This window comes from Dendronalium phyllosphericum CENA369, from assembly GCF_016056275.1.
Taxonomy (GTDB): Bacteria; Cyanobacteriota; Cyanobacteriia; order Cyanobacteriales; family Nostocaceae; genus Dendronalium; species Dendronalium phyllosphericum.
This window is the reverse complement of sequence record NZ_JAECZA010000018.1, coordinates 1-25,930: the sequence shown is the minus strand read 5'-3', so window position 1 is coordinate 25,930 and position 25,930 is coordinate 1. Positions and strand designations below refer to the sequence as shown.

Annotated in this window: 26 protein-coding genes; 18 read left to right on the top strand and 8 right to left on the bottom strand. The window is 41.4% G+C overall.

Going from position 1 to position 25,930, the window contains the following annotated elements:
- Positions 1 to 30: 30 nt before the first annotated feature.
- From I8752_RS07065 to I8752_RS07055, 3 genes are read left to right on the top strand one after another with little or no spacing between them, the layout of a single operon-like run.
- Positions 31 to 1,245, top strand: coding sequence for an ABC exporter membrane fusion protein (locus tag I8752_RS07065; RefSeq protein ID WP_214431598.1), 1,215 nt, complete (start codon positions 31 to 33; stop codon positions 1,243 to 1,245).
- 53 nt (positions 1,246 to 1,298) lie between these two features.
- Positions 1,299 to 2,456 (top strand): ABC transporter permease DevC, encoded by a 1,158-nt coding sequence (devC, locus tag I8752_RS07060; RefSeq protein ID WP_214431597.1) that lies wholly within the window; start codon positions 1,299 to 1,301, stop codon positions 2,454 to 2,456.
- A 58-nt stretch (positions 2,457 to 2,514) separates the two neighbouring features.
- Positions 2,515 to 3,228 carry a DevA family ABC transporter ATP-binding protein gene (locus tag I8752_RS07055; RefSeq protein ID WP_214431596.1) on the top strand — a complete coding sequence of 238 codons (714 nt, stop codon included), beginning with the start codon at positions 2,515 to 2,517 and terminating at the stop codon, positions 3,226 to 3,228.
- A 137-nt stretch (positions 3,229 to 3,365) separates the two neighbouring features.
- Here the strand turns inward: I8752_RS07055 and I8752_RS07050 are convergent, their stop codons facing one another.
- Positions 3,366 to 3,755, bottom strand: a complete 390-nt coding sequence (locus I8752_RS07050; RefSeq protein WP_214431595.1) for a hypothetical protein — start codon at positions 3,753 to 3,755, stop codon at positions 3,366 to 3,368.
- 595 nt (positions 3,756 to 4,350) lie between these two features.
- Here I8752_RS07050 and I8752_RS37205 point away from each other — a divergent pair.
- Positions 4,351 to 4,539, top strand: coding sequence for a hypothetical protein (locus I8752_RS37205; RefSeq protein WP_225895492.1), 189 nt, complete (start codon positions 4,351 to 4,353; stop codon positions 4,537 to 4,539).
- Between the two features lie 86 nt (positions 4,540 to 4,625).
- Positions 4,626 to 5,423, top strand: coding sequence for a superoxide dismutase (locus I8752_RS07045; RefSeq protein WP_214431594.1), 798 nt, complete (start codon positions 4,626 to 4,628; stop codon positions 5,421 to 5,423).
- A gap of 157 nt (positions 5,424 to 5,580) precedes the next feature.
- Here I8752_RS07045 and I8752_RS07040 read toward each other — a convergent pair whose 3' ends face one another.
- The 4 genes from I8752_RS07040 to I8752_RS07025 all read right to left on the bottom strand — a co-directional run bounded on the left by I8752_RS07040 (position 5,581) and on the right by I8752_RS07025 (position 8,003).
- Complete coding sequence (locus I8752_RS07040) at positions 5,581 to 5,751, bottom strand: diguanylate cyclase domain-containing protein (RefSeq protein ID WP_263985291.1); 171 nt, start codon at positions 5,749 to 5,751, stop codon at positions 5,581 to 5,583.
- A 7-nt stretch (positions 5,752 to 5,758) separates the two neighbouring features.
- Positions 5,759 to 6,838: a WD40 repeat domain-containing protein gene (locus tag I8752_RS07035; RefSeq protein WP_318780821.1), complete on the bottom strand. Its 1,080-nt coding sequence runs from the start codon at positions 6,836 to 6,838 to the stop codon at positions 5,759 to 5,761.
- Between the two features lie 294 nt (positions 6,839 to 7,132).
- Positions 7,133 to 7,426 carry a hypothetical protein gene (locus I8752_RS07030; protein ID WP_214431627.1) on the bottom strand — a complete coding sequence of 98 codons (294 nt, stop codon included), beginning with the start codon at positions 7,424 to 7,426 and terminating at the stop codon, positions 7,133 to 7,135.
- A 406-nt stretch (positions 7,427 to 7,832) separates the two neighbouring features.
- Entirely contained in the window at positions 7,833 to 8,003 is a 171-nt protein-coding gene (locus I8752_RS07025) for a hypothetical protein (protein WP_214431592.1), read from the bottom strand.
- Positions 8,004 to 8,353: 350 nt separating this feature from the next.
- On the opposite strand from I8752_RS07025, the gene ald reads away from it, so the two are divergent.
- From ald to I8752_RS37960, 9 genes are all read left to right on the top strand, one after another.
- The gene (gene ald, locus I8752_RS07020) at positions 8,354 to 9,445 is read left to right on the top strand and encodes an alanine dehydrogenase (RefSeq protein WP_214431591.1); all 1,092 of its coding nucleotides are present in this window, start codon (positions 8,354 to 8,356) and stop codon (positions 9,443 to 9,445) included.
- Positions 9,446 to 9,889: 444 nt separating this feature from the next.
- Positions 9,890 to 11,335 (top strand): cytochrome ubiquinol oxidase subunit I, encoded by a 1,446-nt coding sequence (locus tag I8752_RS07015; RefSeq protein ID WP_214431590.1) that lies wholly within the window; start codon positions 9,890 to 9,892, stop codon positions 11,333 to 11,335.
- An 8-nt stretch (positions 11,336 to 11,343) separates the two neighbouring features.
- The gene (gene cydB / locus I8752_RS07010; RefSeq protein ID WP_214431589.1) at positions 11,344 to 12,357 is read left to right on the top strand and encodes a cytochrome d ubiquinol oxidase subunit II; all 1,014 of its coding nucleotides are present in this window, start codon (positions 11,344 to 11,346) and stop codon (positions 12,355 to 12,357) included.
- Between the two features lie 762 nt (positions 12,358 to 13,119).
- Positions 13,120 to 14,979 (top strand): NAD(P)H-quinone oxidoreductase subunit F, encoded by a 1,860-nt coding sequence (locus I8752_RS07005; protein WP_214431588.1) that lies wholly within the window; start codon positions 13,120 to 13,122, stop codon positions 14,977 to 14,979.
- Positions 14,980 to 15,137: 158 nt separating this feature from the next.
- The gene (locus I8752_RS07000; protein WP_214431587.1) at positions 15,138 to 15,839 is read left to right on the top strand and encodes a carbonic anhydrase; all 702 of its coding nucleotides are present in this window, start codon (positions 15,138 to 15,140) and stop codon (positions 15,837 to 15,839) included.
- Positions 15,840 to 15,960: 121 nt separating this feature from the next.
- Complete coding sequence (locus tag I8752_RS06995; RefSeq protein ID WP_214431626.1) at positions 15,961 to 17,460, top strand: NADH-quinone oxidoreductase subunit M; 1,500 nt, start codon at positions 15,961 to 15,963, stop codon at positions 17,458 to 17,460.
- Between the two features lie 287 nt (positions 17,461 to 17,747).
- Entirely contained in the window at positions 17,748 to 19,055 is a 1,308-nt protein-coding gene (locus I8752_RS06990; RefSeq protein WP_214431586.1) for a CO2 hydration protein, read from the top strand.
- Between the two features lie 355 nt (positions 19,056 to 19,410).
- The gene (locus I8752_RS06985; protein ID WP_214431585.1) at positions 19,411 to 20,223 is read left to right on the top strand and encodes a nucleotidyltransferase domain-containing protein; all 813 of its coding nucleotides are present in this window, start codon (positions 19,411 to 19,413) and stop codon (positions 20,221 to 20,223) included.
- 15 nt (positions 20,224 to 20,238) lie between these two features.
- Positions 20,239 to 20,361 carry a hypothetical protein gene (locus I8752_RS37960; protein WP_263985290.1) on the top strand — a complete coding sequence of 41 codons (123 nt, stop codon included), beginning with the start codon at positions 20,239 to 20,241 and terminating at the stop codon, positions 20,359 to 20,361.
- Between the two features lie 359 nt (positions 20,362 to 20,720).
- Here I8752_RS37960 and I8752_RS06980 read toward each other — a convergent pair whose 3' ends face one another.
- Complete coding sequence (locus I8752_RS06980) at positions 20,721 to 21,071, bottom strand: hypothetical protein (protein ID WP_214431584.1); 351 nt, start codon at positions 21,069 to 21,071, stop codon at positions 20,721 to 20,723.
- A 126-nt stretch (positions 21,072 to 21,197) separates the two neighbouring features.
- Here I8752_RS06980 and I8752_RS06975 point away from each other — a divergent pair, with 126 nt between their 5' ends.
- Positions 21,198 to 21,647, top strand: coding sequence for a hypothetical protein (locus tag I8752_RS06975; RefSeq protein WP_214431583.1), 450 nt, complete (start codon positions 21,198 to 21,200; stop codon positions 21,645 to 21,647).
- A gap of 30 nt (positions 21,648 to 21,677) precedes the next feature.
- Here the strand turns inward: I8752_RS06975 and I8752_RS06970 are convergent, their stop codons facing one another.
- Entirely contained in the window at positions 21,678 to 22,109 is a 432-nt protein-coding gene (locus I8752_RS06970) for a hypothetical protein (protein WP_214431582.1), read from the bottom strand.
- A 56-nt stretch (positions 22,110 to 22,165) separates the two neighbouring features.
- On the bottom strand, positions 22,166 to 22,714 hold the full coding sequence (gene cobU, locus I8752_RS06965) for a bifunctional adenosylcobinamide kinase/adenosylcobinamide-phosphate guanylyltransferase (RefSeq protein ID WP_214431625.1): 549 nt from the start codon (positions 22,712 to 22,714) through the stop codon (positions 22,166 to 22,168).
- A gap of 269 nt (positions 22,715 to 22,983) precedes the next feature.
- On the opposite strand from cobU, the gene I8752_RS06960 reads away from it, so the two are divergent.
- From I8752_RS06960 to I8752_RS06950, 3 genes are all read left to right on the top strand, one after another.
- Positions 22,984 to 23,799, top strand: coding sequence for a hypothetical protein (locus tag I8752_RS06960; protein ID WP_214431581.1), 816 nt, complete (start codon positions 22,984 to 22,986; stop codon positions 23,797 to 23,799).
- Positions 23,800 to 23,992: 193 nt separating this feature from the next.
- Positions 23,993 to 24,925, top strand: a complete 933-nt coding sequence (locus I8752_RS06955; RefSeq protein ID WP_214431580.1) for a glycosyltransferase — start codon at positions 23,993 to 23,995, stop codon at positions 24,923 to 24,925.
- A gap of 15 nt (positions 24,926 to 24,940) precedes the next feature.
- A complete protein-coding gene (locus I8752_RS06950; RefSeq protein WP_214431579.1) occupies positions 24,941 to 25,882 on the top strand; it encodes a glycosyltransferase family 2 protein in 942 nt (313 codons plus the stop codon).
- Positions 25,883 to 25,930 lie beyond the last annotated feature (48 nt).

Below are 25,930 nucleotides of genomic sequence, written 5' to 3'. Positions count from 1 at the left end.
ATATTCCTCGTGAGGAAATTTCAAAAAACGATGTTGCAAGATTCTGAGAAAATTAGTAAACCATATCTATTGCCACCCAATTTGCGTTGGTTAGTTACTTTGGCTATTGTATGTATAGTGGGAATCGGGACAGGAGTGTTTTATTTAGCTCGGATATCCGCTACTACTAAACGTTCTATAGCAGTGGCACAAGTTAGACGGCCAATTGCTTCCAAAGTTAATGCATTGGGAAGATTAGAGCCAGTCGGTGAAGTAATTAAAATCTCTGCTCCAACTAATCCTAATATCGGCAGTGGTAGTCGCGTAACTGAATTGTTAGTCAATGAAGGTGACTCGGTGCGATCGCAACAAATAATTGCGATTTTAGATAACCGCAATAGTTTGCAAGCCAGTTTGCTCGAAGCCCAAAAGCAAGTCCAAGTCGCCCAATTGCGTCTAGCTCAGGTGAAAGCAGGGGCAAAACCAGCCGAATTAGCAGCCATACAAGCAAACGTGAAGAATTTGCAAGCAGAGTTAGCAGGCGAAATCCAAAGCCAAAAAGCCACTATCGCTCGCTTGGAAGCAGAGTTACAGAACGCAGACATTGAATTTCATCGCAATCAAGCTCTTTACAAAGAAGGAGCGATCGCAGCTTCAGCACTCGATAGTCGCAGACTTGCTCTCAGAACTGCCCAAGAGCAGTTAAATAGTGCTAAAGCAGACTTAGAACGAACAAAACTCACACTTGCCGCCAAGATTCAAGAAGCCAAAGCCACCTGGGAAAAAACAGCCCAAGTACGTCCTGTGGATGTAGCAACAGCACAAGCAGAAGTAGATAGTGCGGTGGCTACAGTGGAAAAGATTCAAGCCGAACTGGATTTGGCATACGTCCGAGCGCCGAAAGCTGGAAAAATTCTGCGAATTCAAGCTCGTCCCGGAGAAACAGTAGGCAACGAGGGAATTGTGGAACTCGGTCAAACCGAGCAAATGTACGCCATAGCAGAAATTTACGAAAGTGATATTGCCAAGATTCGCCCCGGTCAAACTGCCAGCATTACCAGTCTCAGCAATGCCTTTCCTGGCAAGTTAAGCGGAAAAGTCGATCGCATTGGTTTAACAGTAGCTAAAAAAGATGTCCTAGACACCGATCCAACAGCGGCAACAGATGCCAGAGTCATTGAAGCCAAAATTCGTTTAGACAAAGCTTCTAGTAGACAAGTAGCTAGCCTCACAAACCTTCAGGTCAACGTTGAAATTGATTTATGAAGAGTCCGTAGAGACGCGATTAATCGCGTCTGTCCTCCTTACCCCCAATCCCTATGTTTAAACGCAAGATTCCATTAGCTTGGCTACAACTAATGAAGCAAAGGGGACGTTTTATTGTTGCTCTTTGTGGAATTACTTTTGCTGTTTTTCTAATGTTGATGCAGTTGGGTTTTCAATCTGCGTTATATGACAGTAATACGCGCTTTCACGAACTCTTACAAACAGATTTGGTGGTGATTAGCCGCCAAGCACAGAACTTGGGACTTCTGGGTTCTTTTCCTCGTCGGCGTTTATTTCAAGCTGCGAATCTTTCAGATGTTGAGTCAGTTAATCCTTTGTATATCCGCTTGGGAGTTTGGAAAAGCTTGCAAACTAAGCTTGATGAATCAATTCTAGTTATCGGCTTTAACCCAGAAAAACCTGCATTCAATTTGCCAGAAGTCAATCAAAATTTGGATCTGATTAAATATCCAGATACTTTTTTATTTGACCGTAATGCTAATGGTAAATATCAAGAAGCGATCGCTCAAGTAGCTCAAGGGAAACCCGTTACCACAGAACTGCAAGCACGTAAAATTACAATTGCAGGTTTGTATGAGGTAGGTGCATCTTTTGTAGCCAATGCCAGCTTAATCACCAGCGACCAGAATTTCTTGCGAGTTTTTTCAACACAGCAAGCAGGTGAAGTCAATATTGGTCTAATTCAGTTAAAAGCTGGTAGTGATGCCAATGTAGTAGTTAAAGCTTTGCAAGCTTACCTTCCAGATGATGTAAAAGTCTTCACCCGTCAAGAATTTATTGATTTCGAGAAGAAATATTGGCAAGAGAGTGGTGCAATTGGTTTTATCTTCTCATTAGGTGTGACTATTGGATTTCTGGTTGGTGTAATTATTGTTTATCAAATTATTTACAGCGATGTTATGGATCGCATAGCCGAATATGCCACGCTCAAAGCTATGGGATTTCGTAATATCTATTTTTTATCTGTTGTATTTCAAGAAGCATTGATATTAGCAATACTTGGTTATATTCCTGGCTGTATTATTTCTTTTTGTATGTATACACTGACTCGAACGGCAACAAAATTACCACTATTTTTGACTTTTGAGCGTATAGTTCAAGTTTTAATCTTGACAATTGTCATGTGTATAATTTCTGGGGCGATCGCTATGCGTAAACTTAATTTGGCAGACCCAGCAGATATATTTTAATAATTCGTATTTCGTAATTAATATTAAACAAATAGAATCCTATACAAACAATACAAATATGCAAACTTTAAACAATCTTAATTCAAATCAATTAATTACTAGTAATCCTGTTATTTCTATCCACCAGATTAATCATTTTTTTGGTAAAGGAAGTTTACGCAAACAAGTTCTATTTAATATCAACTTAGATATCTATCCCGGTGAAATAGTAATTATGACTGGGCCATCTGGGTCAGGGAAAACTACTTTGCTCTCACTAATTGGTGCATTGCGTTCTTGCCAACACGGTAGTCTAAAAGTAATCGGTCAAGAACTTTGTGGTGCTGGACAAAACCAATTAATTAAAACACGGCGACAGATTGGATACATTTTTCAGTCATACAACCTCTTAGATAGCTTGACAGCACGACAGAATGTTGAGATGTCTTTGGAATTGCACGAGCATTTATCTTGGACAGCAAGACGAGCCAAAGCATCAAGAATGCTAGAAGCAGTAGGATTAGGAAATCGCCTTAACTATTATCCAGAAAATTTATCTGGCGGTCAAAAGCAAAGAGTAGCGATCGCCCGCGCCTTAGTAGCAAATCCTAAAATTATTCTCGCTGATGAACCGACAGCATCACTAGACAAAAAATCAGGACGCGATGTCGTAGAATTGATGCAAACTCTTGCCAAAGAACAAGGCTGTACTATTTTACTGGTCACTCATGACAACCGGATTTTGGATATAGCCGTTCGCATTATTCACATGGAAGACGGTTATTTGGTGTAGCACCAGCGAATTTTCAATTTAAGAAACTCCAAAAAATAAATTATTCAATTTTCTACCCCTTTCCTTAGTAGTTTCCTAGTACTTGTGTGTATGCCGTAGTCCCTTACTAAGGGGCTACTGTGTACTTTATATGTATCTTATTTGAAGAGATTTTTTGGTGGAAATTCACCCTTTTTTGGTGAGTATTCCGGACAATTTTTAGCTTCTTCTGTCAGAACAACAGAAGGATTAACTGCACATTTTAGATAATTATTATTTGCATAAAATTGACAGTTTTTACACGGTACTTTGTATAGTGTTTTAACTGTCGGAACCATCTTGTTATCTAAAACTCTCCGGGTTTTTTGTAAAACTAGAAAAAAAATTATCCAACTAACAAGCAAACCTACAGGAGCTAAGGATACAACTATATCAGGAACATTTGAACTATTGGTTTTTACTTGTTCTTGTTTGACTTCACTTCTAGTTATCTGATTAAATTTTAGATTGGCTGCAAATTCATTTTGCAATAGTATTTTGTTGGACATATTATTTATCCTTGCCTAAGTATTTTTAATACCTTAATTTTTGATACGAAAAAATACGATTAACTTGGTATTTATTCAACAGCAATTATTTTTAAATGTCACCATGAAGCCTTAACAAGTTGAAAGCCTAAGCATTCACTACTTGCCGTTGGTCAGGACAGGATCGGAAAAGTTAAAGCTACTGCCGATCGAAAATACTTCACACTTGGAATGACTTCTTACTGATTTTTCTTAGATCAGTTTATTTCATTCAAAGCCTTACGCTTACCAATGTAAATAACTGAAGTAATACTAAATCTCAGTGGTTAGGCAAAATAGAGTATGGGCAATATTCTAATTATATGTTTAGCAAATGAAAATCTTTCCTATCTCTGTCGATGGTTTTGCTTACTATTGAGAGTTATATATCTTTAGATATATACTATAAGTTTTAAGTATAAATATATGCTTATTTTAAGCTAGCTACGATTAATTATATCGAAAACTACTGTAATTAGCAATTTATAGTATTATTTATCTTGGTATAAAATAGCGTAAATTTTACACTAGAGAACTCATATTTGATTTTTGAGATATACGTAAAGGAGCCAGTTACGTGGTGAGACAGGGCGAAAGAGGGAGTTTCCATGCTACTTATAGCAGGAGGCAGAAGGCAGAAGGCAGAAGGCAGGAGGCAGGAGGTAAAACTATTACTGTTCCTAGCATTCACGCTTGTCATTATGTCCTAAAGGGTGTAACTACGGCTATACAACAGAGAGGCAGTCTGTTCGATCGCCAGACTTGAAAGAGCTGCCATGAATCTGCATGATTGTATGTAGATATTTTCCAGCTTTTGGAATAAAAATGTTGAGATTCTACCAAGGATTTATAATGAAATTTGTGCAGAAAATAAGTGTTTTTTTGTTAGCAGTAGTTATGGTAGGGATGCTGCTAATTGCTTGTGAATCATCATTACCACAAGCTGATTCACAATCTCCCACAGCAAATCCGAATCCTACTCCTATTACATCACTTCCTCCTGTAGCTTCTCCGAATGGGGAATTGAGTGCCTACCCTGCGAAGTTACCACCATTGCCTTATGATTACGGCGCACTAGAAAAAGCTATTGATGCTGAAACAATGAAATTGCATCATGACGCGCACCATGCTACCTACGTCAAAAACCTCAATGATGCTTTGACTAAGTATCCAGATTTGCAAAAAAATAGTGTTGAAGCTTTGCTCAAAGATTTGAATAAAGTACCCGAAGATATTCGTACTAAAGTACGAAATAATGCTGGCGGTCATCTCAACCACACAATTTTCTGGCAAATCATGAGTCCTCAAGGTGGTGGAGAACCGACAGGAGCGATCGCTCAAGAAATCAATCAGACTTTTGGTAGTTTTGATGCATTTAAAAAACAGTTTAATACAGCAGGTGGCGATCGCTTCGGTAGTGGTTGGGTTTGGCTAGTGCGTAACTCCCAAGGTAAACTTCAGATTATGAATACACCGAATCAGGATAACCCGATTACAGAGGGTTTATATCCTATTCTGGGTAATGATGTATGGGAACATGCTTATTATCTCAGATATCGCAACCGCCGCCCTGAATATTTAAATAATTGGTGGAATGTAGTGAATTGGTCTGAAATTAACAAGCGAAATCAAATTTCTTCAGCTAAGTAATATTTCAGCAGATAGGTCTTATTGACAATAATTGACCTATCTTTTTTCATCATATTTTTAACCGCTTACAGCAGTTTTCTTAATAATCAATGATTTTCAAATCGCTACTAAGTAGATGGATATAATTAAATGTAAAATGCCAACTTATGAAACCTTGTTATAAACTGGCTTTTCCCTTCTGCCTTCTGCCTTCTGCCTCCTGCCTTCTACTTACTATACGATTTACAACTTCGTGTCCCAATGTATCATTGATATGCTTCAATCCATCTATATCTAGAAATAACAGACAACAGAACTTTTCTCGCCGATGGGCAAGTTTTAATTGCATTGCAGTTTCAATTTTGAATTCTCGGAAGTGGTTGAGCGCGCCAGATATTAATTCTTTTATCAAATCCGCCACTGGCAAGGGTTTGACCATCTGGACTAAATGCGATCGCACTCACCCAATCGCTATGTCCGTAAATTGTATTTAATAACTTGCCTGTAGTTAAATTCCACAGTTTTATCCCATCTCTACCAGCACTAGCCAAGGTTTGCCCATCGGGGTTAATTGCGATCGCATTTACCCAATTGTTATGTCCTGTGAAGGTACGAACTAATTCTCCAGAGTTGATATTCCACAGTTTAATCGTGCGATCGCGGCTAGCACTCACTAAATTTTCTCCATCTGGTGTGAAAGCTACGCCAGTTACGACATTAGAATGTGCGGTCAATTCTCGAATTAATTTACCAGTACTTAAGTTCCATAACTTAACTACACCTTTATTGTCGCCACTAGCTAAAGTCTGACCATCAGGACTCATTGCTAAGGTGTAAATCGAGTTATCAAAGCGTACCAGAGTAGCCAAAGGACGCTGCTGTTGCAAATCCCACATCCGAATTCCGTCTAAAGCACCACTGACGAGAACTTTACTATCAGGAGATACAACTAAAGACAATACATTACTGGTATGTCCGACAAAAGAGCGAGTAAATCTGTTAGTTCTCAGGTTCCAAAGGTTAATAGTGTTGTCATTACTACAACTAGCTAAAGTTTGTCCATTTGGCGAAATCACCAAAGACTCCACAGATGTTTTGTGTCCCTTTATCCGCCCCACCAATTTGCCTTTTTCTAGATTCCACAAACGGATTCCCCCATCATTGTCAGCACCGCCACTAGCCAGAATTTTGCTATTTGGGCTGAACACCAAAGATTTAATAGTTCCTGTGTGTCCGAGCAGGCTATAAACTAAGTAGGGATTGGCAAAGTTGGTTCTTGCTTGGGAATTTGGCGTTTCTTGCGAGGCTGCATTAGCAATATGAATATCAAGCCCTTGCCAGATACTTACTGGAAGAGCGATCGCTGCCATCAATGCCACAATAGTGTACGAGCGTAGTACAAAATTACCTCTACCACCTCTTCCCTCACGACTCACAAATTTTTCCTCACTGTTTGAATAGTTATGCCATTTTATTGTTAAAAATTACGAGTTGAGAAATAGAACCGTTTCTTCACTTAGCCTACTTTAAGAGAAACGCCCGCAGGATACCTGCAACAGCAGGAAAATTCCCGCACAAGCTTCTACAGTTCGTGTACGGGCACAAGGTTTTGCAACCCTCCTCACTCAGCAACGCCACTTGCGTGACTGTCGGGGAACCCGCCCAACGCAGTGGCTCCTCAGCACTCAGCACTCAGCACTCAGCACTCAGCACTCAGCACTCAGCACTCCCTAATAGGGTGGCTTCTTTTTAGTAACAGTCAGCATAGGCAGAGTTGGACTAGAAGAGCGAGAAGGCAAGTAATGTTGCACCACAGGTTCCTCTGGGATAGAGCGGCGTTGCTGAATACGCCACAATTTTAGGGCGAGGGTTATCCCTGCTGTTCCCAAGCCAAAGGCAAACAATGACCAACTATCATCTAATCCACCAATCAAGGCATCTACGACACCTACAGTAATCAATACACTAATTAGTGGGTCTTTCCTGTAGGTTGACTTTAAAAAACGAGGTAATACAGCATTCATCACAGTTTGGTTTTCCAGTTTACCTTTAGTGTCAATTTAACCGAGAATACCTCACCTGCAAGTTGTCTTTCTAATGAAAAACATCTAAATATTATAATTTTCTTCACTAGGGTAGTAACTGTAGTAATTAACCATCTTAGGTGAGTCATTTGCAAGTCTAAGATAACACTGACACTTTTTGGTGTAGTTCATAGTCATAGACGGCAAATCAAGCGAGGTGGTTCGCTATCAATCGCTATAGTCAAAACCAGCTAGGTATTCCAGCTGGTTCAAACTCTTCTAATTACTAGCTTACAACTTACCAAAATAGGTAGGGAGGCAGGAGAAGATAAAATTCCTAACTCCTGTACAGGAGGGGATTAATCCCCTCCTGTAGAGACGCGATTAATCGCGTCTCTACTATTAACTATTTCAGTCCAAGCCATGACAGCACGCCTTGATTGGTCAGGTACTCAATCAAGACCATCAAGCCAAAGCCAATCATTGCAGCTCGACCATTCAATCGTTCGGCGTACTCATTAAAACCAAATTTAGGCTCTTCTAGTTTGGGTGTAACTGTTGGTTGTGGTTGTGTCATTTTCAAAAAACCTCTTTTTGGCAAATGGGATTTGATAGCGAGAAGTCTAAGCGGAGGCTTTCTCCCAGTAGAACTTCAATTAGGTTTTGAACTGATTGCATGGCTTGAACACCAAGGTAGCTCGAAAAATTTAGCGGATTCTTGGAAGAAGCTATGCAAAAGCGTTCTTAACAAATTGTAATTATTCTTTATATATTGTAGAAATACTTGGTTAATAGTCAAGAGTAAGAGTTTGAAGGTTCTATAGCGGGGTTGAGAACGCTAAGTTGGTATGTAGTTAAGCTGAATACGGAAGTGCTGGTCTAAGACTGGCAGGCTAAAGTTGAACAAAAAATCATCAGAGGCGGTACATGGAAATCGGCGTTCCCAAGGAGACTAAGGATCAGGAATTTCGGGTAGGTTTGAGTCCTTCGAGCGTGCGGGTGCTAAAGGAAAATGGTCATGCCATCTTCGTTCAGACACAAGCAGGTAGTGGTGCTGGATTCACAGATGATGATTACATAGGCGCTGGGGCGGAGATTGTCCCCACATCAGAAGCGGCTTGGAATCGGGAGTTAGTTATCAAAGTTAAAGAACCACTGGCAAGTGAATATAAATTTTTGCAAAAGGAACAAATATTATTTACTTATCTGCATTTAGCTGCCGATCGCAAATTAACTGAGAATTTAATTGATTGTGGCACTTGTGCGATCGCCTACGAAACCGTAGAACAATCTGGTGCTAACAAACTACCTTTGCTCACCCCGATGAGCATTATTGCCGGACGGCTATCCGTACAATTTGGGGCTAGGTTTCTAGAACGCCAGCAGGGAGGCAGAGGCGTACTTTTAGGGGGAGTTCCTGGGGTCAAAGCCGGGAAAGTGGTGATTTTAGGTGGGGGCGTTGTCGGTACAGAAGCAGCTAGAATTGCCGTTGGCATGGGTGCGATCGTGCAAATTTTAGATGTAAATGTCGAACGTTTATCCTACCTAGAAACTTTATTTGGTTCTAGAGTCGAATTGCTGTATAGCAACTCTGCCCATATCGAAGCCGCTGTTAAAGAAGCTGACTTACTCATTGGTGCTGTTTTAGTCCTAGGACGTAGAGCACCAATACTAGTATCCCGCGAATTGGTCAAACAAATGCATCCTGGTTCTGTAATTGTTGATGTTGCTGTTGACCAGGGTGGTTGTATAGAAACTTTGCACGCTACATCCCACACTCATCCAGTGTACTTGGAAGAAGGCGTAGTGCATTATGGCGTGCCCAATATGCCAGGAGCAGTACCTTGGACAGCAACCCAGGCACTGAATAACAGTACACTACCTTACGTCGTCCAATTGGCAAATTTGGGCATGAAAGCACTGGTAGCTAACCCAGCATTAGCGAAGGGTGTAAATGTGCAAAATCATCGCTTAGTGCATCCGGCTGTGCAAGAAGTGTTTCCCGATTTAGTCAATTAATTTTACACTGCACTAAAAGCAAAACATCGTTTTTTCAAATAAGCGGCTCGATCCGTGAAAAGTAGCTTAGAATCCCATTATTAACCCCTCCCCACAGATAGGAGGGGTTAATGCCATGAAAATATCTGGAATTTCCATCAATTTATTTTGGCAAAACAGAATATTTCTTTTAATTTCATACAAACGTTTATTTTAACGTTCGTGTAAATAGCACATTTTCTGCAAAATATATCTATCTAATCAGATAAATTAATGAAAATAGTGAATGAATAAGCGTTGAAATTTTGCACCAAATTAAAGATGTTTTCATAGTGATAACATTCAAATAATTGAGTGTCATTACTACTTTTAGAGAAAAGCATTGCAGGTGTAAACTTTTAGTGCAGCAGTCTCAGCGCCGAAACGTTTATCCTATTAAGTGTGGCTAGCTGATGGAGAAAATTCGTGGAATTTTTATCAGATTCCGTTGTGCTATCACGGATGCAATTTGCGCTGACTGCTATATTTCATATACTTTGGCCTGTCCTAACTACTGGGATGGGTGTTTATTTAGTCATTGTGGAAGGACTATGGCTAAAAACTCGTAATCCAGACTACTACCTTCATGCCCGCTTTTGGTCTAAATTCTACGTCCTGAATTTTGGGATTGGTGTAGCAACGGGCATTCCAATGGAATTTCAGTTTGGTACTAATTGGGCCCCTTTTTCGGAAGCAGTAGGTAATTTTTTTGGCAGCGTTATCGGGTTTGAGGCTTCTTGGGCGTTCATGCTAGAAGCTGCTTTTTTAGGAATTATGTTATTTGGTTGGGAGCGCGTCAATCCTGCCATTCATTATCTTTCGACAATCTTGGTTGCTGTTGGGGCTAACCTTTCAACTTTGTGGATTTTAACGGCAAATTCCTGGATGCAAACTCCATCGGGTGGGGAACTAGTCAATGGCAAGTTTGTTGTCAGCGATTATTTTCAAGCGATGTTCAATCCTTTCATGGCCAACAGCGTACTCCACATGTTCTTTGCCACATTGGAGACTTCTTTGTTTGTCATTGGGGGAATTAGCGCTTGGTACATTCTTAAAGAACGGCATCCAGCTTTCTTTGCTCGGTCTTTGAAAATTGCCTTAGCAGCAGCTATTGCAGTTGCCCCATTACAAATTTACATCGGGCATTTGAGCGGCGAACAAGTTTATCACTATCAACCGACAAAATTGGCAGCAATGGAAGCCCAGTGGAAATCAACACCCGCCGGACAGCCTGCTGATTGGAGTTTAGTAGCGATACCCAACGAAAAAGCCCAGAAAAACGATTGGGAAATCACCGTTCCCAACGCGCTGGGATACATTCTGGAATTCAAAAAGAATCTTTCCGAACCAGTACGCGGTTTGAAAGAGTGGAAACCAGAAGATCGTCCCCACATGGTAGGTTTGATTTACTACGCTTTTCGGGTAATGATTGCGATCGGCTTTTTCTTTGCCGGATTAATGCTGTTAAGTACGCTGCAATGGTTACGCGGCAAACTGTCAGCGGAAAATATTACTCAGCAGCGTTGGTTAATGCGAGCTTGGATATTTGCAGCTCCTCTGGGATATATTGCTGTAGAGTCAGGCTGGATTGTACGTTGTGTGGGACGACAGCCTTGGACTTTGTACGGGCAAATCCGCACAGTTGATGCTGCTTCTCGTCTACCCGCTAGTAATGTTTTAGTCTCCCTCACTAGCTTTGCGGTAGTTTACAGCCTTTTATTTATTGCGGTTTTGTACTTTGGCAGCCGCATTATTTTTAGAGGCCCAAATCTCGATTTGCCAATACCAAGCCTGGAACCTAACAAACCCGCAATCGATACCACTCCTGGAGAATTTGTTCCAGACGAACGCCCTGTAGAAGCAGAACAGTAGGAGATTGTATGGAGACGCTAAAGTATTTTCTTCCCCAAGTCTGGTTTGTGATTTTAGCTCTCTTTTTGTTTCTCTACGTCATGCTAGATGGTTTTGACTTAGGGGTGGGTATCTTGTCTCTGACCTCTTCTGATGCCGAACGTCGGGGCATCTTAATGACTAGCTTGAGCAATATTTGGGATGCCAATGAAACTTGGCTAGTCCTGATGGCAGGAGGTCTATTTGGAGCTTTTCCCCTAGCTTACGGCACGATTTTAAATGCTTTATACATTCCGATTCTCGTAATGGTGTTTGGGTTTATTTTTCGGGCTGTAGCATTTGAGTTTCGGGAACTATCAAAGCGTAAATTATTCTGGGATTTTGCCTTTGGTGCTGGAAGTTTTACTGCCGCACTCGGTCAAGGATTCGCCCTTGGTGCTGTGCTTAAAGGAATTAAAGTTGATGAAGAAGGGCACTTTCTCGGCACAACTTGGGATTGGTTGAGCTTGCCATCGGTGTTAGTCGCTTTGACGTTAATTCAAGGATACGTTTTGATTGGTTCAACTTATCTGATTTGGAAAACTACAGGAGAATTGCAGGAAACTCACTATAAAACTGCCAAAATTGCTGCTTGGACAACGATGATTGGCGCAATTTTCATCACGATTAGCACGCCAATATTTTATGAAAGTGCTAGGTTGCGACTGTTTCAACCACCTCTAGTTTTTATCTTTGCCATCATTCCCCTGTTGGGAGTAGTGTTAATTTCGCAACTTCTTAGCAGCCTCAACCGAAAAGAAGAAAGAGCGCCTTTTGTTTGGACGATTCTGTTGTTTGTGCTGTCATTTATTGGTTTGGGATTGATTGTCTTCCCTTACATTATTCCGACTCGGATTACTATCTATGAAGCATCTGCCGACCCCAGTTCATTGGTAATCATGATCGTCTTCATCGGTTTCCTCATTCCCGTGATGCTGTTTTATAACCTCTACCAGTACATTGTTTTTCGGGGTAAGGTGACTGGCGGTAACTACGGGGAATAAAGTAGACCTATGAGCAGAAGTCGGGAAAAGGGGGAAAGGTTTGGTATTTTCCCTCGCCCCTTATCCCCTTCAGGGGCCCCACCTTCCCCAATAAAGATGAGTCCCTTTGACCACAAGAGTGCAAAAAGCACTTTTGCTCATAGGGCTAGTGTTGAATGGCACTAAGTTAAACGTAAACCCTTGATATAACTTGCTTTAGGGTGTGGGGTTGCAGGTTCGGGTGTGGTGAATTAAGAAGATGTTGAACGCTTTGAGCAACTAAAATTTAATTGTTTTAAACACTACACTCACTCAGCCACCCCCTACACCCTGCCAAAAGCGACGTTTCATCTTTTCTTAGTGACATTCGGTCTAGTGTTGACTGTGACCGCTATGAGTATTTCTGAAAATTAAATCCGCTTTAGGAAACCCCTTCGGTTTCGCCACTTTGCCACCCTTCGCACGCTCTCGAAGAGTAGTGGCTGACCGCAGGCTAGGAATAAGAGTTTCAGAGAGTTCTTGCGTAAGTCCTATAATTATTCATAGAGAAAGAATAATAGTTATGATTCAATAATTAAATAGCTCCATCATATAAGAATTATTTAGAGGAAACATCTCAGATTTATTTAGTTATAGTAATTCCCTTTTGGCAAATATAAAGGTAAGCTATTTCTTAACAAAATTAAGCAAAGATAAATTTGCAATATCAATAGTGGGATCGATTGGGATCAACGCTAGTTGATTTAAAATTGCGAACTTCGATGAAAATATAGAGGTAAGTTAATGGCTCAGTTTCTATTGGAGACTGTTTGGCTGGTTCCTTGCTATGCCTTAATAGGTGGACTTTTAGCCGTGCCTTGGTCGCCGGGTTTAATTTCTAAAACTGGGCCAAGACCAGCGGGTTATGTCAATTTGATAATGACATTTTTGGCATTTGTTCATGCTGCTACTGCACTACAAGCGACTTGGAATCATCCACCCCAAGAAGTATTTATTCCTTGGCTATCTACAGCTGGTTTAAACCTAACCATCACATTAGAAATTTCTTCAGTGAGTGTGGGTGCGATCGCTGTTGTCACTGGTTTGAATTTGCTAGCGCAGATTTATGCCATAGGTTATATGGAGATGGATTGGGGTTGGGGACGTTTCTATTCTTTATTGGGATTGTTTGAAGCGGGATTGTGTGCTTTGGCACTATGTAATAACCTGTTCTTCAGCTATGTAATTCTGGAAGTCCTAACTCTGGGAACCTACCTACTTGTGGGGTTATGGTTTAGTCAGCCGTTGGTAGTCACGGGTGCGAGAGATGCTTTTCTAACCAAGCGGGTGGGAGACTTATTCTTGCTGATGGGGGTGTTGGCATTATGGCCCCTAGCTGGAACTTGGAATTATACAGAATTAGCTGAGTGGGCGACTACTGCTAAGGTCGATCCAACAGCAATAACGCTTGTCGGTTTAGCATTAATTGCCGGGCCAATGGGTAAATGCGCCCAGTTCCCCTTGCACCTGTGGTTAGATGAGGCAATGGAAGGCCCTGTTCCCAGTACAATTTTGCGGAACTCGGTGGTAGTTGCTAGTGGTGCGTGGGTACTGATTAAACTCCAGCCTGTGTTAAGTCTGTCGCCGATAATTTCCTCAGCGATGGTAGCAATTGGTGCAGTCACAGCGATAGGTGCTTCTTTAATTGCGATCGCTCAAATCGATCTCAAACGCTGTCAATCTTATTCTGTAAGCGCCTACATGGGTTTGGTATTCATCGCTGTGGGAACGCAGCAAGACGAAGCCGCACTATTGTTGGTACTTTCCAATGCCATAGCCGCAGCTTTGTTGGTGATGAGTATCGGCGGAATTATTTGGAATAGCATCACCCAAGACGTAACTCAATTAGGGGGATTGTGGAAGCGTCGCCCGATGTCGGGGTTAGCTTTTATTGTGGGAACTTTGGGATTAATTGGTTTTCCTCCCCTCGGCGGCTTTTGGGCGTTGATGGAACTAGCAGATGGGCTGTGGGAAACTCACCTTTGGTTAGTCGGAGTAGTGATAACTGTAAATACTTTAACGGCAGTGAGTTTAACTAGAGAATTCGCTTTAGTTTTTGGCGGTAAAGCTAAACAGATGAGCGAGCGATCGCCTGAAGTTCACTGGCCGATGGTTTTACCAATGATGATTTTACTTGGCTTTACTCTGCATCTTCCTTTAGTGTTGCAAAGCTTATCACTGTTACCCAGTTGGGCAACTCTCAATAAAGATGTCGCACTACTGTTAATTTGGTCAACTCTTTTCGGTTGTAGCGTTACTGGCGTGATTTATTTAGGTAATGTTCCGAAACCAATTCGCCTACCTTGGAAAGGTTTGCAAGATTTGCTGGCATACGATTTTTACACGCCAAAACTTTATCGTATAACTATTATTTTCGGCGTTGCCCAACTTTCCAAACTTGTCGATATGATTGACCGCTTCGTAGTCGATGGCATCGTCAACATGGTTGGTTTGTTTTCGCTGTTGGGTGGCGAAGGTCTCAAGTACAGCACTACCGGACAAACCCAGTTTTATGCCTTCACAGTCCTCTTAGGAGTAGGCATATTAGGAGGATTTTTAACTTGGCAATACTGGGGAAATGTGTTTTTAAATCTTATTTTTTGAAGAAGAATGGAGAAGACAGAATTCAGAATAAATCATCAGGAAATGAAACCCAAATATTCATCTGTAAACCTGAGAAAAATAATACTGACTCCTGAATTCTGACTCCTGAATTCTTTCTTATTAAATCTCTACTTTTTCGATCCAGTGAGGAGAATCCCATGACTACAAACTATCTGTCCCGAAGAAATTTACTCAAATATAGTGCAGGTGCGATCGCTACAGGAGTCGTCACAACAAAAGTTGGTTCTCACTTAGCTATAGCAGAAGCAGCCCCAGCAAAAGATGAAATTACTCCTGATAAAGCATTGCAAGAATTAATGGATGGAAACGATCGCTTTGTGAAAACAAAACGTAGAAATCCTAACCAAAGCCTGACACGTTTACACGAAATCGCTAAAGGTCAAAAGCCATTTGCTTCTATTCTTGGTTGTGCAGATTCACGAGTTCCTTCCGAGATTGTCTTTGACCAAGGTTTGGGAGATTTATTTGTCTGTCGTATAGCTGGGAATATAGCCACTCCCCAGCAAGTTGGCAGCCTAGAGTTTGGTAGTTTAATATTAGGCTCAAAGTTAATTTTGGTGTTAGGTCATGAAAGATGTGGGGCGGTAGAAGCCGCTCTCAAAGGTGGTTCAGTACCCGGACGAATTGGCAGTTTAATAGATGCAATTAAACCAAATTTAGAAAATCCCAAACAAAAATCAGGAGATAGGTTAGAAAATGCTTGCAAATCTAACATTTTGGCGCAAATTGAAATACTTAAATCTTCATCAGTGCTATCTGAATTAATCAAAGCTGAAAAACTGAAAATAGTCGGTGGCTACTACGATTTAGATACTGGCAGAGTTAGTCCTGTAAGTTAACTTTGTCTGATTCTATGACGCTTTTACGCTAAAAAATTGCACATTCGCCCAAGTAGACTGTTGCCAAATGATAGTAACAGTCTCCTGTCAAAAATCAACTTTTACCAATATCCAAATTGCCATGTTGAGTGTTTTAATTTTACTCCCAATTTGTGCAGCAGCTATTATAGCATTCCTCCCGAAAAATATACCGACAAATGGTATTCGTTTAGGAGCATTATACTTTTCTGGAATCGTCTTACTCTGGAATTTATTTATTCTGTTGAAATTTGATATCAAAAATCCAGGGATGCAATTTCAAGAATATCTTCCTTGGAATGAAACTCTAGGTTTGAGCTATCAATTAGGAGTTGATGGGCTATCAATTTTGATGCTGGTTTTAAATAGCCTACTCACTTGGATTGCTATTTATAGCAGTAGTAAAGAAACCGAACGCCCCCGCCTATTCTACTCAATGATTTTATTAGTGAGTGGCGGGGTTGCGGGTGCATTTTTAGCAGAGAACTTACTACTATTCTTTTTATTCTACGAACTAGAATTAATTCCCTTCTATTTGCTGATATCCATTTGGGGAGGAGAAAAGCGGGGTTATGCTGGTATCAAGTTTTTGATTTATACCGCTGTTTCAGGGGCTTTAATTCTGGCAACCTTCTTGGGTATGGTGTGGTTGACTGGTTCTACCAGTTTTGCTTGTGATGCAGTCTCTACTCAAACCTTATCAACAGGAATGCAAATCCTCTTACTAGCGGGGATAGTGTTAGGTTTTGGAATTAAAATTCCTCTGGTTCCCTTCCATACATGGTTGCCAGATGCTTATGTTGAAGCTTCAGCACCAATTGCCATTTTGCTGGGTGGAGTGTTAGCCAAGTTAGGAACTTATGGACTATTGCGGTTTGGGATGGGTATGTTTCCCGAAACTTGGAGCATTATCGCACCGACCTTGGCAATTTGGGGAGCAGTTAGCGCCATTTATGGGGCAGTAGTTGCGATCGCTCAAACCGATATCAAGCGCATGGTAGCATACAGTTCCATCGGTCACATGGGCTATGTCTTGCTAGCTAGTGCTGCTAGTACTTCCCTATCACTTGTCGGTGCTGTTGCCCAAATGTTTAGCCACGGACTCATCCTGGCAATTCTTTTCCACTTAGTTGGAGTTGTAGAAGCGAAAGTCGGGACGCGCGAGTTAAGTAAACTCAATGGCTTAATGAGTCCCATACGCGGTTTACCTTTAATTAGCGCTTTACTAGTTTTAAGCGGCATGGCTAGCGCCGGTATTCCCGGTTTAACAGGATTCATCGCTGAATTTATCGTCTTCCAAGGTAGTTTCTCTGTCTTTCCCATCCCTACACTGTTGTGTGTTGTCGCGTCTGGCTTAACCGCAGTCTATTTTGTTATCCTCCTCAACCGCACCTGTTTTGGCAAACTCGATAACGACTTAGCCTACTATCCGAAAGTCTTGTGGTCTGAGAAAATACCAGCTTTAGTTTTGACAGCTTTTATCATCTTTTTGGGAGTACAACCCACTTGGTTGGTGCGTTGGAGCGAACCGACAACTACAGCAATGGTAGCCGCAATTCTCCCAGCCGAAAAAACTGTAATCTCTCAAGTAGCTTTGAAGTAATGAAGAGTACTGAGTGCTGAGTGCTGAGTTAGTTGTCAGTTGTCAGTTGTCAGTTGTCAGGAGCCAGGAGTAAGTCAAAAGGTAAAAGTAAAAAGTAAAAAGAAAAGAATTAACAATTGAATCTCAAAATTTCATCAGTTCTGTTTTGCCTTTTGCCTTTTTACTTTTGACTTTATCTTGTCTACCTTGTCTTTCCCAACTTCCCCAGCTCCCCCAGCCTCTTTGCCCCTCTGCTCCCCTATCTCCCTCATCCCTTATTCCCTCTTTAATAAAATCAATTACCTACCATGACAGCAACTAATACAGCAACTAAATTACCTCCTTCCAAACATGAATTTGCTGAAGTTATTCATCGCTTAGAAGCTGGTGGGGCAATGTTGCCGGATACCCCAGAAAATTTAATGCAAATCATCGGTTTATATAAAGCTTATGCAGTGCCGATGGACTTTTACTGGCGCGACTTGCTTTATATTGCCGAACATGTATTTTTAAATCCGTTTCCTTTCTTTAAATACTTCTTGCCCAAAGAGTATTTAGAACTGCATAATCATTATGCTGGCGATGATGCCGATTTACGAGTTTGGCGCGGCGAAGCCACAGCCCATCCAGAACTTTTGGCATTTATTGACAAAGGTCGAACTTTCAAAATGCCGAAGTTATTACATCACTTGTTCCACGATCGCATTAACATGGAGTTTGCCGAAGCTTGTATGCGGGCGATGCTGTGGCATAGAGGTATGGGCGGAAAATTTGATCCTTACTTAGATTCTGAAGAATACAAAGCCAACGCCGACAGGGCAATTAAAGCTTACTTCCAAGGCAACCCAGTAATGCAGGGACTTTACAAGCTGTTCCCAGATATGTTTTTGGAACAATGCCGCCAGATGTCTTACTACGCAAATCTCGGCTTGTTCTGGGAAGTCATGGCTCCTGTATTTTTTGAAATGTCCGATCGCTATGATGAAGGTACGATCTCCAGCGTTCCAGAGGCGATGAATTTTATAGTCAATGGAATATTTGCGATCGCAGACCGCCCAATTTACCATCATGTTTATATTCGTGGCGAATGCTACGAAATTGTTCCTAAATCCAAAGGATTTGTATGGCTGTATGAAGCAGCATTACCCTATGTAGAAGCTGTTTTCTATCGCACTGCTCCGTTTCGCGGTACAAAATCTTATAATGCTCAAGCGCGTCAAATACCAGAAGACCAGAAAGATTTCCATTATGGGATTCTCTATGCTGATGTATTTCCAGTAGGTACGGCTGGCATTCCGCCGACATTGTTAATGCAAGATATGCGGCATTTTCTGCCACCTTATCTTGTTGATTACTACAGCAAACATTGCCGCGGTGAAGATGATATGTTGATTCAACTAGGTATTAGTTTTCAAAGGTCAATGTACTGTGTAACTTCTGCGGTAATTCAAGCTTTGCGGACAGCACTTTCACATCCTTTAGACGATCCCGATCCCGAACACCTACAAGCAAATCGGGATTTCTTTGAAAAGCAACTCGATCGCTTTACTCGTTCTGACTACAATATTCGTGATGCTGCACGTCTGCGTAACATTCAAAACCAAGATTATAGATAGATGATTCTCTAAGCTCCTTTTTTAAGGAGCTTTAATATTATGATGTAATACCAATTCAAACAATGTTTGCGACAGATAAGTCATTCAAAATGAAATCATAGTTAGTCACAGAAAATGAGCATAAGTAAGAAAAAAGTAAGCCAGGAAATTTTTTTAGTCGCTGCAAAGCTTCACACGTAAAGGTTTTAATAGCTAGTGCTGTGCATCTCTATTGTACGGTCGCGGCTGGGGCGATCGCATCCAACTCAAGAAAACGTGACGAACTAAGCTTGTATTCTTTACTTTAAAGAAAGTGTAAAAAAAGTGACATCAACGCCAGTTATTGTAGAAGTTAGCGAATTGACAGAGCCAACAGATGAAAAATAATATGCCAATTCCCGAACCACAGCGTTCTTTTTTGGAAAAGATGCTAATGAAGTTGCAGACGGATGAACGCTTATTAGGTGTGGCGATCGCTGGCTCTTATTTAAGAGGAGAAATGGATGAGTATTCTGACTTAGATTTAATAATTGTTGTAAATGATGCTCATTATCAAAATGTTTTACAAGAGCGCCAAATTTTTGCAGGTCAATTTGATTCATTGCTGGCAGCTTTTACTGGTGAACACGTCGGTGAACCGAGAGTGTTAATTTGTCTTTACGACAATCCTTTAGTACACGTCGATCTGAAGTTTTTGCTTTTACAAGATTTCACAATAGATCGAGTAGAAGATCCGGCGGTTTTGTGGGAGCAAAAAAATTTACTGACCTTAGCTATTGCCAATAACCCATGTCACTATCCACCTATTGATTTGCAGTGGATTGAAGACCGCTTTTGGGTATGGATACACTACTGCGCCGCTAGATTAGGTAGAGGTGAACTGTTTGAAGCCCTTGATTTTTTAGCGTTTCTGCGGGGGCAAGTTTTAGCACCGTTAGCTAAAGTCGAAGCTGGGCGACTACCGCGTGGTGTCAGAAATCTAGAGAGAGAAATTCCACAACGGCTTGGGGATTTTTATCAAACTATTCCTACTAAACACAATCAGCATGAAATTGCCCAAGCAATACAAAATAGTATTCACTTTTATCGCCAGTTGCGAGATGCGTTAAAGTTACCGACTTTGGTGGTGCGAACGCAAGCGGAAGTTGCCTCCACTCAATATCTACAAAGAGTCATTGATAATTTCTGATAGTATTAATCAGCAATGGCTACCCTCCAACCGTCTGCTTTAAGCGATATCTTGGGTGTGAGGGCATGTATAGCCATTACCTCGCAAGGAAGTTGCTCAACACTGGCGGCTGGAAGCTTTGCAGATAAAGCACTTTGAGCTAAGTAATCAAATTTTTCTTAATTTGTTTTCTTACTTGCAGCCTAATTCAATTATCTTTAAATTTACAATGAGGTAATTTCAGGTGCTTTTGTTACTAAGCAATCCCAGATTCGTTTGAAATTTTCTTTTTGAGATTTTCAGTACGTTAAGACGTTCCATCCATAACGTACCCTATCAAATTAAAGTTAATCTGAAGCGGGTTTTTCGACTTGTGTAAACCGTAGCTTAAAAAGGAAGTTTTTATATAGTCAGTTTGTAGTAAATGCTTAAACCCTTATTTAAGTGTTTAAGCGATCGCCACGAGCTAAGAATGTACTGATGCAGATTTGATGAGTTGGCGATCGCTAGCCAATAAATCAGCCCACTTGTTCTAAATACTGGTTAACGTCTTCAATCAGTCGGGTAAGTTCGGCTTCTGTGGTTAAGCGAATGCTGACATCGCGCACAGTTAGTAGAACTTTAGCAGCAAAAGGTGTAGGCCAAATATTGGGATTACAGAAAATTTCTATAAAGACTTCGCCAGTGTAACGATATTCCAAAGGAGGCTGGGGAGTGGCTTTAGTGCCTGGAGTTGCTTTTGTACTGACAGCTTTCAGCCGTTCCATCAATTGAGCGATCGCAGCCTTTAATTCTCGTGCTGCTTGGGGTGAAAAACTAAAAGAGACAGAACCTTCAACTAAGTTAAGTGTGAGAGGAGTCGAAGCCATGAGCTATTGATTAAAACTTCTCGATCATTACCTATGTTACCGGAACAGGTAGTCTATGCTGATGCATTCATGCCATAAGTAGAAATGCTCTAAAAAGCGTTAACTCAAAAAAACAGTAGTAAAAATATGCCTCAGAACTTTTGCGTCCGTTTTGGCGACGCAAATCATGGTTGGCTTCCTGTTAAATTAATTACCAATAAGGAAGAATTCTTATTTACAGCCTCTTATGTACCGTATGACTCACTTTCGGAACTTGTAGAGGCATTAAGTTTATTTCTTAGAACAGGTGCATCAAAACTTGTGAGGTGGAATACAGAGCCAATAGAATACGAATTTGTTCTTTCAGAATATGCCGAACAAGCACGGTTAGAGGTGTTTGAGTATCCTGGTTCTCAGCGAATCCAAGGCACAGGTAAAGCTGTCTTTGAGTTTAGCGGCTCAAGAAAATCATTGATTGTTCCGTTCTGGCCTGCTTTGCGCGATCTTGAAACTCGCGTCGGTTTTGAGCAGCAATGGCAGCGATCGCTACCCAAGCACAAAATGCAACTACTTGGGCAACAAATAGATAAGTTATAGCTTTTGTTTGATTATGTTTACTACTTAAATTTAATTATTTTTTGATGAAATATTACTCAAAAGCCGATCGCGGATTGCCATTAGTTGCTCTTGGGAGCTAATTGGACTTCTTGGCGATGGTAGTTCGCTATTGGGCCAACCAGGTAAATCATTGCAGGGACATAAAACGGCTGGCATACCCACGTTTCGCATAGCTACTGGCATATTACAACGACTGCAAGGCTCTAATTCCCACGTTGGTGTTAGTAATTCGGCAATAGTTTCCTGAGTGCCCTCAAGATAACAGTCACTATTTTCTGGCGAGATAATCTTCTGCCAGCAAGCTTCAAATTCTTCACTGTAGCGATCGCCTTTTAGCACTGGCTGGGGCAAAAAGCTTGCCTGACCATTGCCCGTCACCACCTTCTTACCTAACTGAAACCAGTAAGCAAGATATTTTTTAACTTCTTGTTTAGTTGCCATACCACAATTCTAGATTTTAGATGGGTCAGTTTTGCGATGGAATACTTAATTTCGCGTTAAGACTTCGGTGCTGGCAATGGGGAACCAAGAATGCTGAGATTTAGAACATGACCGCCAGTGACTAAATAAACGGTGTCACAGATTATACTTAATTGGCGTACCAGAAAACCCAAGCGATCGCGAAATTTCCGACCAAGCGGATAAGCTGGCACTACACCCCAACCTGTCTCTTCTGCAACAAATAGCATATCGGCAGCAACCAATTGTACTGTTTCTAACAACTCACAGAGCGTGTTTTCCCAGTTCGCATCATCTTGTTCTAAAGTATTAGCTACCCACGTTCCTAAAGAATCTACCAAAAGGCAAGTGTTTGGTTTGGCATCAGCAAGAGTAGCAGATAATTCTATAGGTACGCAAAGTGTTACCCAATCTTGGGGACGGCGCTTTTGGTGTTTTTGAATGCGTTGATGCCATTCTTCATCGGTTGGGTTTTCAGTAGCTGTTGCCACGTAAATAACAGCTTTCTCTGACTGCATTGCCAGAGTTTCCGCCCATTCACTTTTACCAGAGCTCGCCGGCCCCGTAATTAAAATAACTTTACCCAAAGCTGTTTCCTTAATGTCTTTCAATTAATCGTTGTTCATCACCAGAGGAGCAGAGGAGATAAAACTCCTAACTCTTGTACAGACGCGATGAATCGCGTCTGTACTCAGCACTCAGCACTCTTAATGAGATTATTGGTCACAAATAACTTTTAAGAGATAAAATTAGCACCAGCATAATTTATGCCAAAATTGGCAAAAGCTAAAAATCCTCACAACCCCATTTTGAATTATTCAATACTATTGGGGATAGCAAATTACAGGTTATTTTTATGAAAGCAGGTATAAAACGTATTGAAGCAACTCTACACGATTTAGGGAATCGCAGCACTGATGAAGTCGAAGCCAGTGATTCTACGAAGCGACCTTTCTCTTTTAGGATTAGTGTTGGAGCAACGGAGTCATCAGCCAATGCTGACACTTTGGCTAATGAGGAAATAAATACACAAAGACAAACAGATGACCTTGGTGCATCCGATCGCAGTAACTATACCGAACAAAATATATTTCCTCACCACAGCCCGGAAGTACAGACCTTTCCCGCACAAGATAGTGGTAGTAAAACACCCAGCCTACCAAAGTTCAAAAATCCGACCTTCAGTAGTCACCGCCACGGTGCAAATCCAGCCTTAGCGATGAATCTTCTACAAGAAATTCAAGAGCATGTCGCTGGTTGGCAGATAGAGTTGCAAACACTTTTACAGCAAATTCAGGATATTTACTTAGAAGGGCCAATAGTTAATGGTTGGTTAGAATCCAATACCAGAGAACCAGAACAGGGAGGAACTGCAACTCTGCGTCATGCGGAAGTCGAACGCTTGATGGACTACGTGGAAGAAATTTGTACAAACGGTGGGCAAGTATCTTATAAATCTTCCCGTACAGGTTATCGCCTCTGTGGTTTGGATACTTCTGGTAAAGTATGGTCGCGTCCGTGTCCGCCAGAGCAAGTACCTACTGTAAGTATGGCAATTGCCCGTCACCAAAAGTTACGTCAACTCCTAGGACGCAAGCAATACCTAGAAACTCGTCTTAGTCAATTGGCTGAAACTCTAGTAGTTTTACACAGTCACATCCAACAAGCTTAAAGTTTTCAAGGTATTTCCGAAAAATCTCGGTTGGTGAGTGAGGAATTTTTGGTATAGATTAGCCCTCAGCAGGCGTTAGTAAGATATTGTCAGTGGTCAGTGGTCAGTAGTCAGTGGAAAATAAACGACTAACAACTAACAACTAACAACTGACAACTAACAACTAACAACTGACAAAATTCATCATTATCTTATGTCAGACATCCAAATCTCTGCCATTATCTGTACTCACAATCGAGATAGCTATTTAGGCGCGGCGATTGATAGCCTGTTGGCGCAGGATTTTGCGGCTGACTTTGAAGTTATAGTCGTAGATAATAATTCAAGCGATCGCACTCGCGAAGTTGTAGAACAAAGAGCTAGCAATCCCCGCTTGAAGTATGTCTTTGAACCTACTACCGGTTTATCTGTGGCTCGCAATACGGGTGCAAAAATTGCAAGTGCTGAAATTCTCGCTTATTTAGATGATGATGCAGTCGCCAGCACTCACTGGCTGCAAGTTTTGGATTCTGCCTTTAAAAATAACTCTAAACTAGCGATCGCAGGTGGCAAGGTGACTCTCTTGTGGCCCCAAGGTATTCATCAGCCACAATGGCTTTCTCCCGGACTAGCTGGAAATTTGGGAGCATACGATCTAGGCGATAGCAGCATCTACATCAAGCAGCCTTCTTTAACTCCCAGAGGCTTGAATTACTGTATTAGACGCAGTTTTCTCCAAGAAATTGGTGGTTTCGATCCTCATCTTGGTCGAGTGGGGAAAAACTTACTATCTAATGAAGAACTGCAAATGACCGAGTTTGCCTTAGAGCGTAACTGGCAAGTCGCTTATCTTCCCGAAGCTGTAGTCGCTCACAATGTCGCCCCAGAACGTTTGAAACGCTCCTGGTTTTTAAACCGAGGCTGGTGGCAAGGTATCAGTGAATGCTACCGCGAACAACTTGCTGGCAGATCTGGTATTGGTCAACTGCTGCGGGGTAGCGAACGATTTTTGCGGGGCTTATATAAAGCACTGCAATATTTTTCTGACCCAGCAGAACGCTTTGACAAACTTGTGTACGCCTATGGGCAAGTGGGTTACTTAAATGCTGTCCTTCAAGGTCTGCTGTCCACATCCAATAAAAAATAACAAGTAATAACTTATATGTCAGCTAAAATACCAGTTTCTGTACTCATTCCGGCAAAAAACGAAGAAGCAAATTTGCCTGCCTGTCTCGCTAGCGTCAGCAGAGCGGATGAAGTATTTATTGTAGATTCTCAAAGTACCGATAAAAGTGCCGAAATAGCTAAAAGTTACGGCGCAAATCTCGTGCAATTCAACTTTAATGGTCGCTGGCCGAAAAAGAAAAATTGGTCTTTAGATAATCTACCTTTCCGCAATGAATGGGTATTGATTGTAGATTGTGACGAGCGCATCACCCCCGAATTGTGGTCAGAAATTGCCCAAGCAATTCAAGATGAAGAACATACAGGTTACTATCTCAATCGCCGCGTATTTTTCTTAGGCAAATGGATTCGTCACGGTGGAAAATATCCCGATTGGAATCTGCGTTTATTTAAACACAAACAAGGTCGCTACGAAAACCTCAATACAGAAGATATTCCCAACACAGGCGATAACGAAGTTCACGAACACGTTATTTTACAAGGTAAAGTCGGATATCTGAAAAACGATATGCTCCATGAAGACTTCCGCGACCTTTTTCACTGGTTAGAAAGACACAACCGCTATTCCAATTGGGAAGCTCGTGTTTATTATAATTTGCTCACAGGTCAAGGTGACAGCGGTACTATTGGTGCAAATTTATTTGGTGATGCAGTGCAACGCAAGCGCTTTTTGAAAAAAGTCTGGGTACATTTGCCATTTAAACCATTTTTGCGATTTATTTTGTTCTACATTATTCAGCGCGGTTTTTTAGATGGCAAAGCTGGATATATCTATGCACGCCTGCTCAGTCAATACGAATATCAAATTGGAGTCAAACTCTACGAATTACGCAGTTGTGGCGGCAAGCTCAATACTACAAAAACTCCTCAGTCCGTGCCATCGTCCCTAGCTCAGGAAATTGGGCAAACAGTCATTTAGAGGGGCACAGGGAGAAGAGAGCAGGGGGAGCAGGGGGAGCAGGGGGAG

What these genes read in the sequence shown, in the direction of transcription:
- I8752_RS07065 (WP_214431598.1), top strand. Translation starts at nt 31, where the DNA reads ATGTTGCAAGATTCTGAGAAAATTAGTAAACCATATCTATTGCCACCC.
- devC (WP_214431597.1), top strand. Translation starts at nt 1,299, where the DNA reads ATGTTTAAACGCAAGATTCCATTAGCTTGGCTACAACTAATGAAGCAA.
- I8752_RS07055 (WP_214431596.1), top strand. Translation starts at nt 2,515, where the DNA reads ATGCAAACTTTAAACAATCTTAATTCAAATCAATTAATTACTAGTAAT.
- I8752_RS07050 (WP_214431595.1), bottom strand. Translation starts at nt 3,755, where the DNA reads ATGTCCAACAAAATACTATTGCAAAATGAATTTGCAGCCAATCTAAAA.
- I8752_RS07045 (WP_214431594.1), top strand. Translation starts at nt 4,626, where the DNA reads ATGAAATTTGTGCAGAAAATAAGTGTTTTTTTGTTAGCAGTAGTTATG.
- I8752_RS07040 (WP_263985291.1), bottom strand. Translation starts at nt 5,751, where the DNA reads ATGCAATTAAAACTTGCCCATCGGCGAGAAAAGTTCTGTTGTCTGTTA.
- I8752_RS07030 (WP_214431627.1), bottom strand. Translation starts at nt 7,426, where the DNA reads ATGAATGCTGTATTACCTCGTTTTTTAAAGTCAACCTACAGGAAAGAC.
- I8752_RS07025 (WP_214431592.1), bottom strand. Translation starts at nt 8,003, where the DNA reads ATGACACAACCACAACCAACAGTTACACCCAAACTAGAAGAGCCTAAA.
- ald (WP_214431591.1), top strand. Translation starts at nt 8,354, where the DNA reads ATGGAAATCGGCGTTCCCAAGGAGACTAAGGATCAGGAATTTCGGGTA.
- cydB (WP_214431589.1), top strand. Translation starts at nt 11,344, where the DNA reads ATGGAGACGCTAAAGTATTTTCTTCCCCAAGTCTGGTTTGTGATTTTA.
- I8752_RS07005 (WP_214431588.1), top strand. Translation starts at nt 13,120, where the DNA reads ATGGCTCAGTTTCTATTGGAGACTGTTTGGCTGGTTCCTTGCTATGCC.
- I8752_RS07000 (WP_214431587.1), top strand. Translation starts at nt 15,138, where the DNA reads ATGACTACAAACTATCTGTCCCGAAGAAATTTACTCAAATATAGTGCA.
- I8752_RS06995 (WP_214431626.1), top strand. Translation starts at nt 15,961, where the DNA reads ATGTTGAGTGTTTTAATTTTACTCCCAATTTGTGCAGCAGCTATTATA.
- I8752_RS06990 (WP_214431586.1), top strand. Translation starts at nt 17,748, where the DNA reads ATGACAGCAACTAATACAGCAACTAAATTACCTCCTTCCAAACATGAA.
- I8752_RS06985 (WP_214431585.1), top strand. Translation starts at nt 19,411, where the DNA reads ATGAAAAATAATATGCCAATTCCCGAACCACAGCGTTCTTTTTTGGAA.
- I8752_RS37960 (WP_263985290.1), top strand. Translation starts at nt 20,239, where the DNA reads ATGGCTACCCTCCAACCGTCTGCTTTAAGCGATATCTTGGGTGTGAGG.
- I8752_RS06980 (WP_214431584.1), bottom strand. Translation starts at nt 21,071, where the DNA reads ATGGCTTCGACTCCTCTCACACTTAACTTAGTTGAAGGTTCTGTCTCT.
- I8752_RS06975 (WP_214431583.1), top strand. Translation starts at nt 21,198, where the DNA reads ATGCCTCAGAACTTTTGCGTCCGTTTTGGCGACGCAAATCATGGTTGG.
- I8752_RS06970 (WP_214431582.1), bottom strand. Translation starts at nt 22,109, where the DNA reads ATGGCAACTAAACAAGAAGTTAAAAAATATCTTGCTTACTGGTTTCAG.
- I8752_RS06960 (WP_214431581.1), top strand. Translation starts at nt 22,984, where the DNA reads ATGAAAGCAGGTATAAAACGTATTGAAGCAACTCTACACGATTTAGGG.
- I8752_RS06955 (WP_214431580.1), top strand. Translation starts at nt 23,993, where the DNA reads ATGTCAGACATCCAAATCTCTGCCATTATCTGTACTCACAATCGAGAT.
- I8752_RS06950 (WP_214431579.1), top strand. Translation starts at nt 24,941, where the DNA reads ATGTCAGCTAAAATACCAGTTTCTGTACTCATTCCGGCAAAAAACGAA.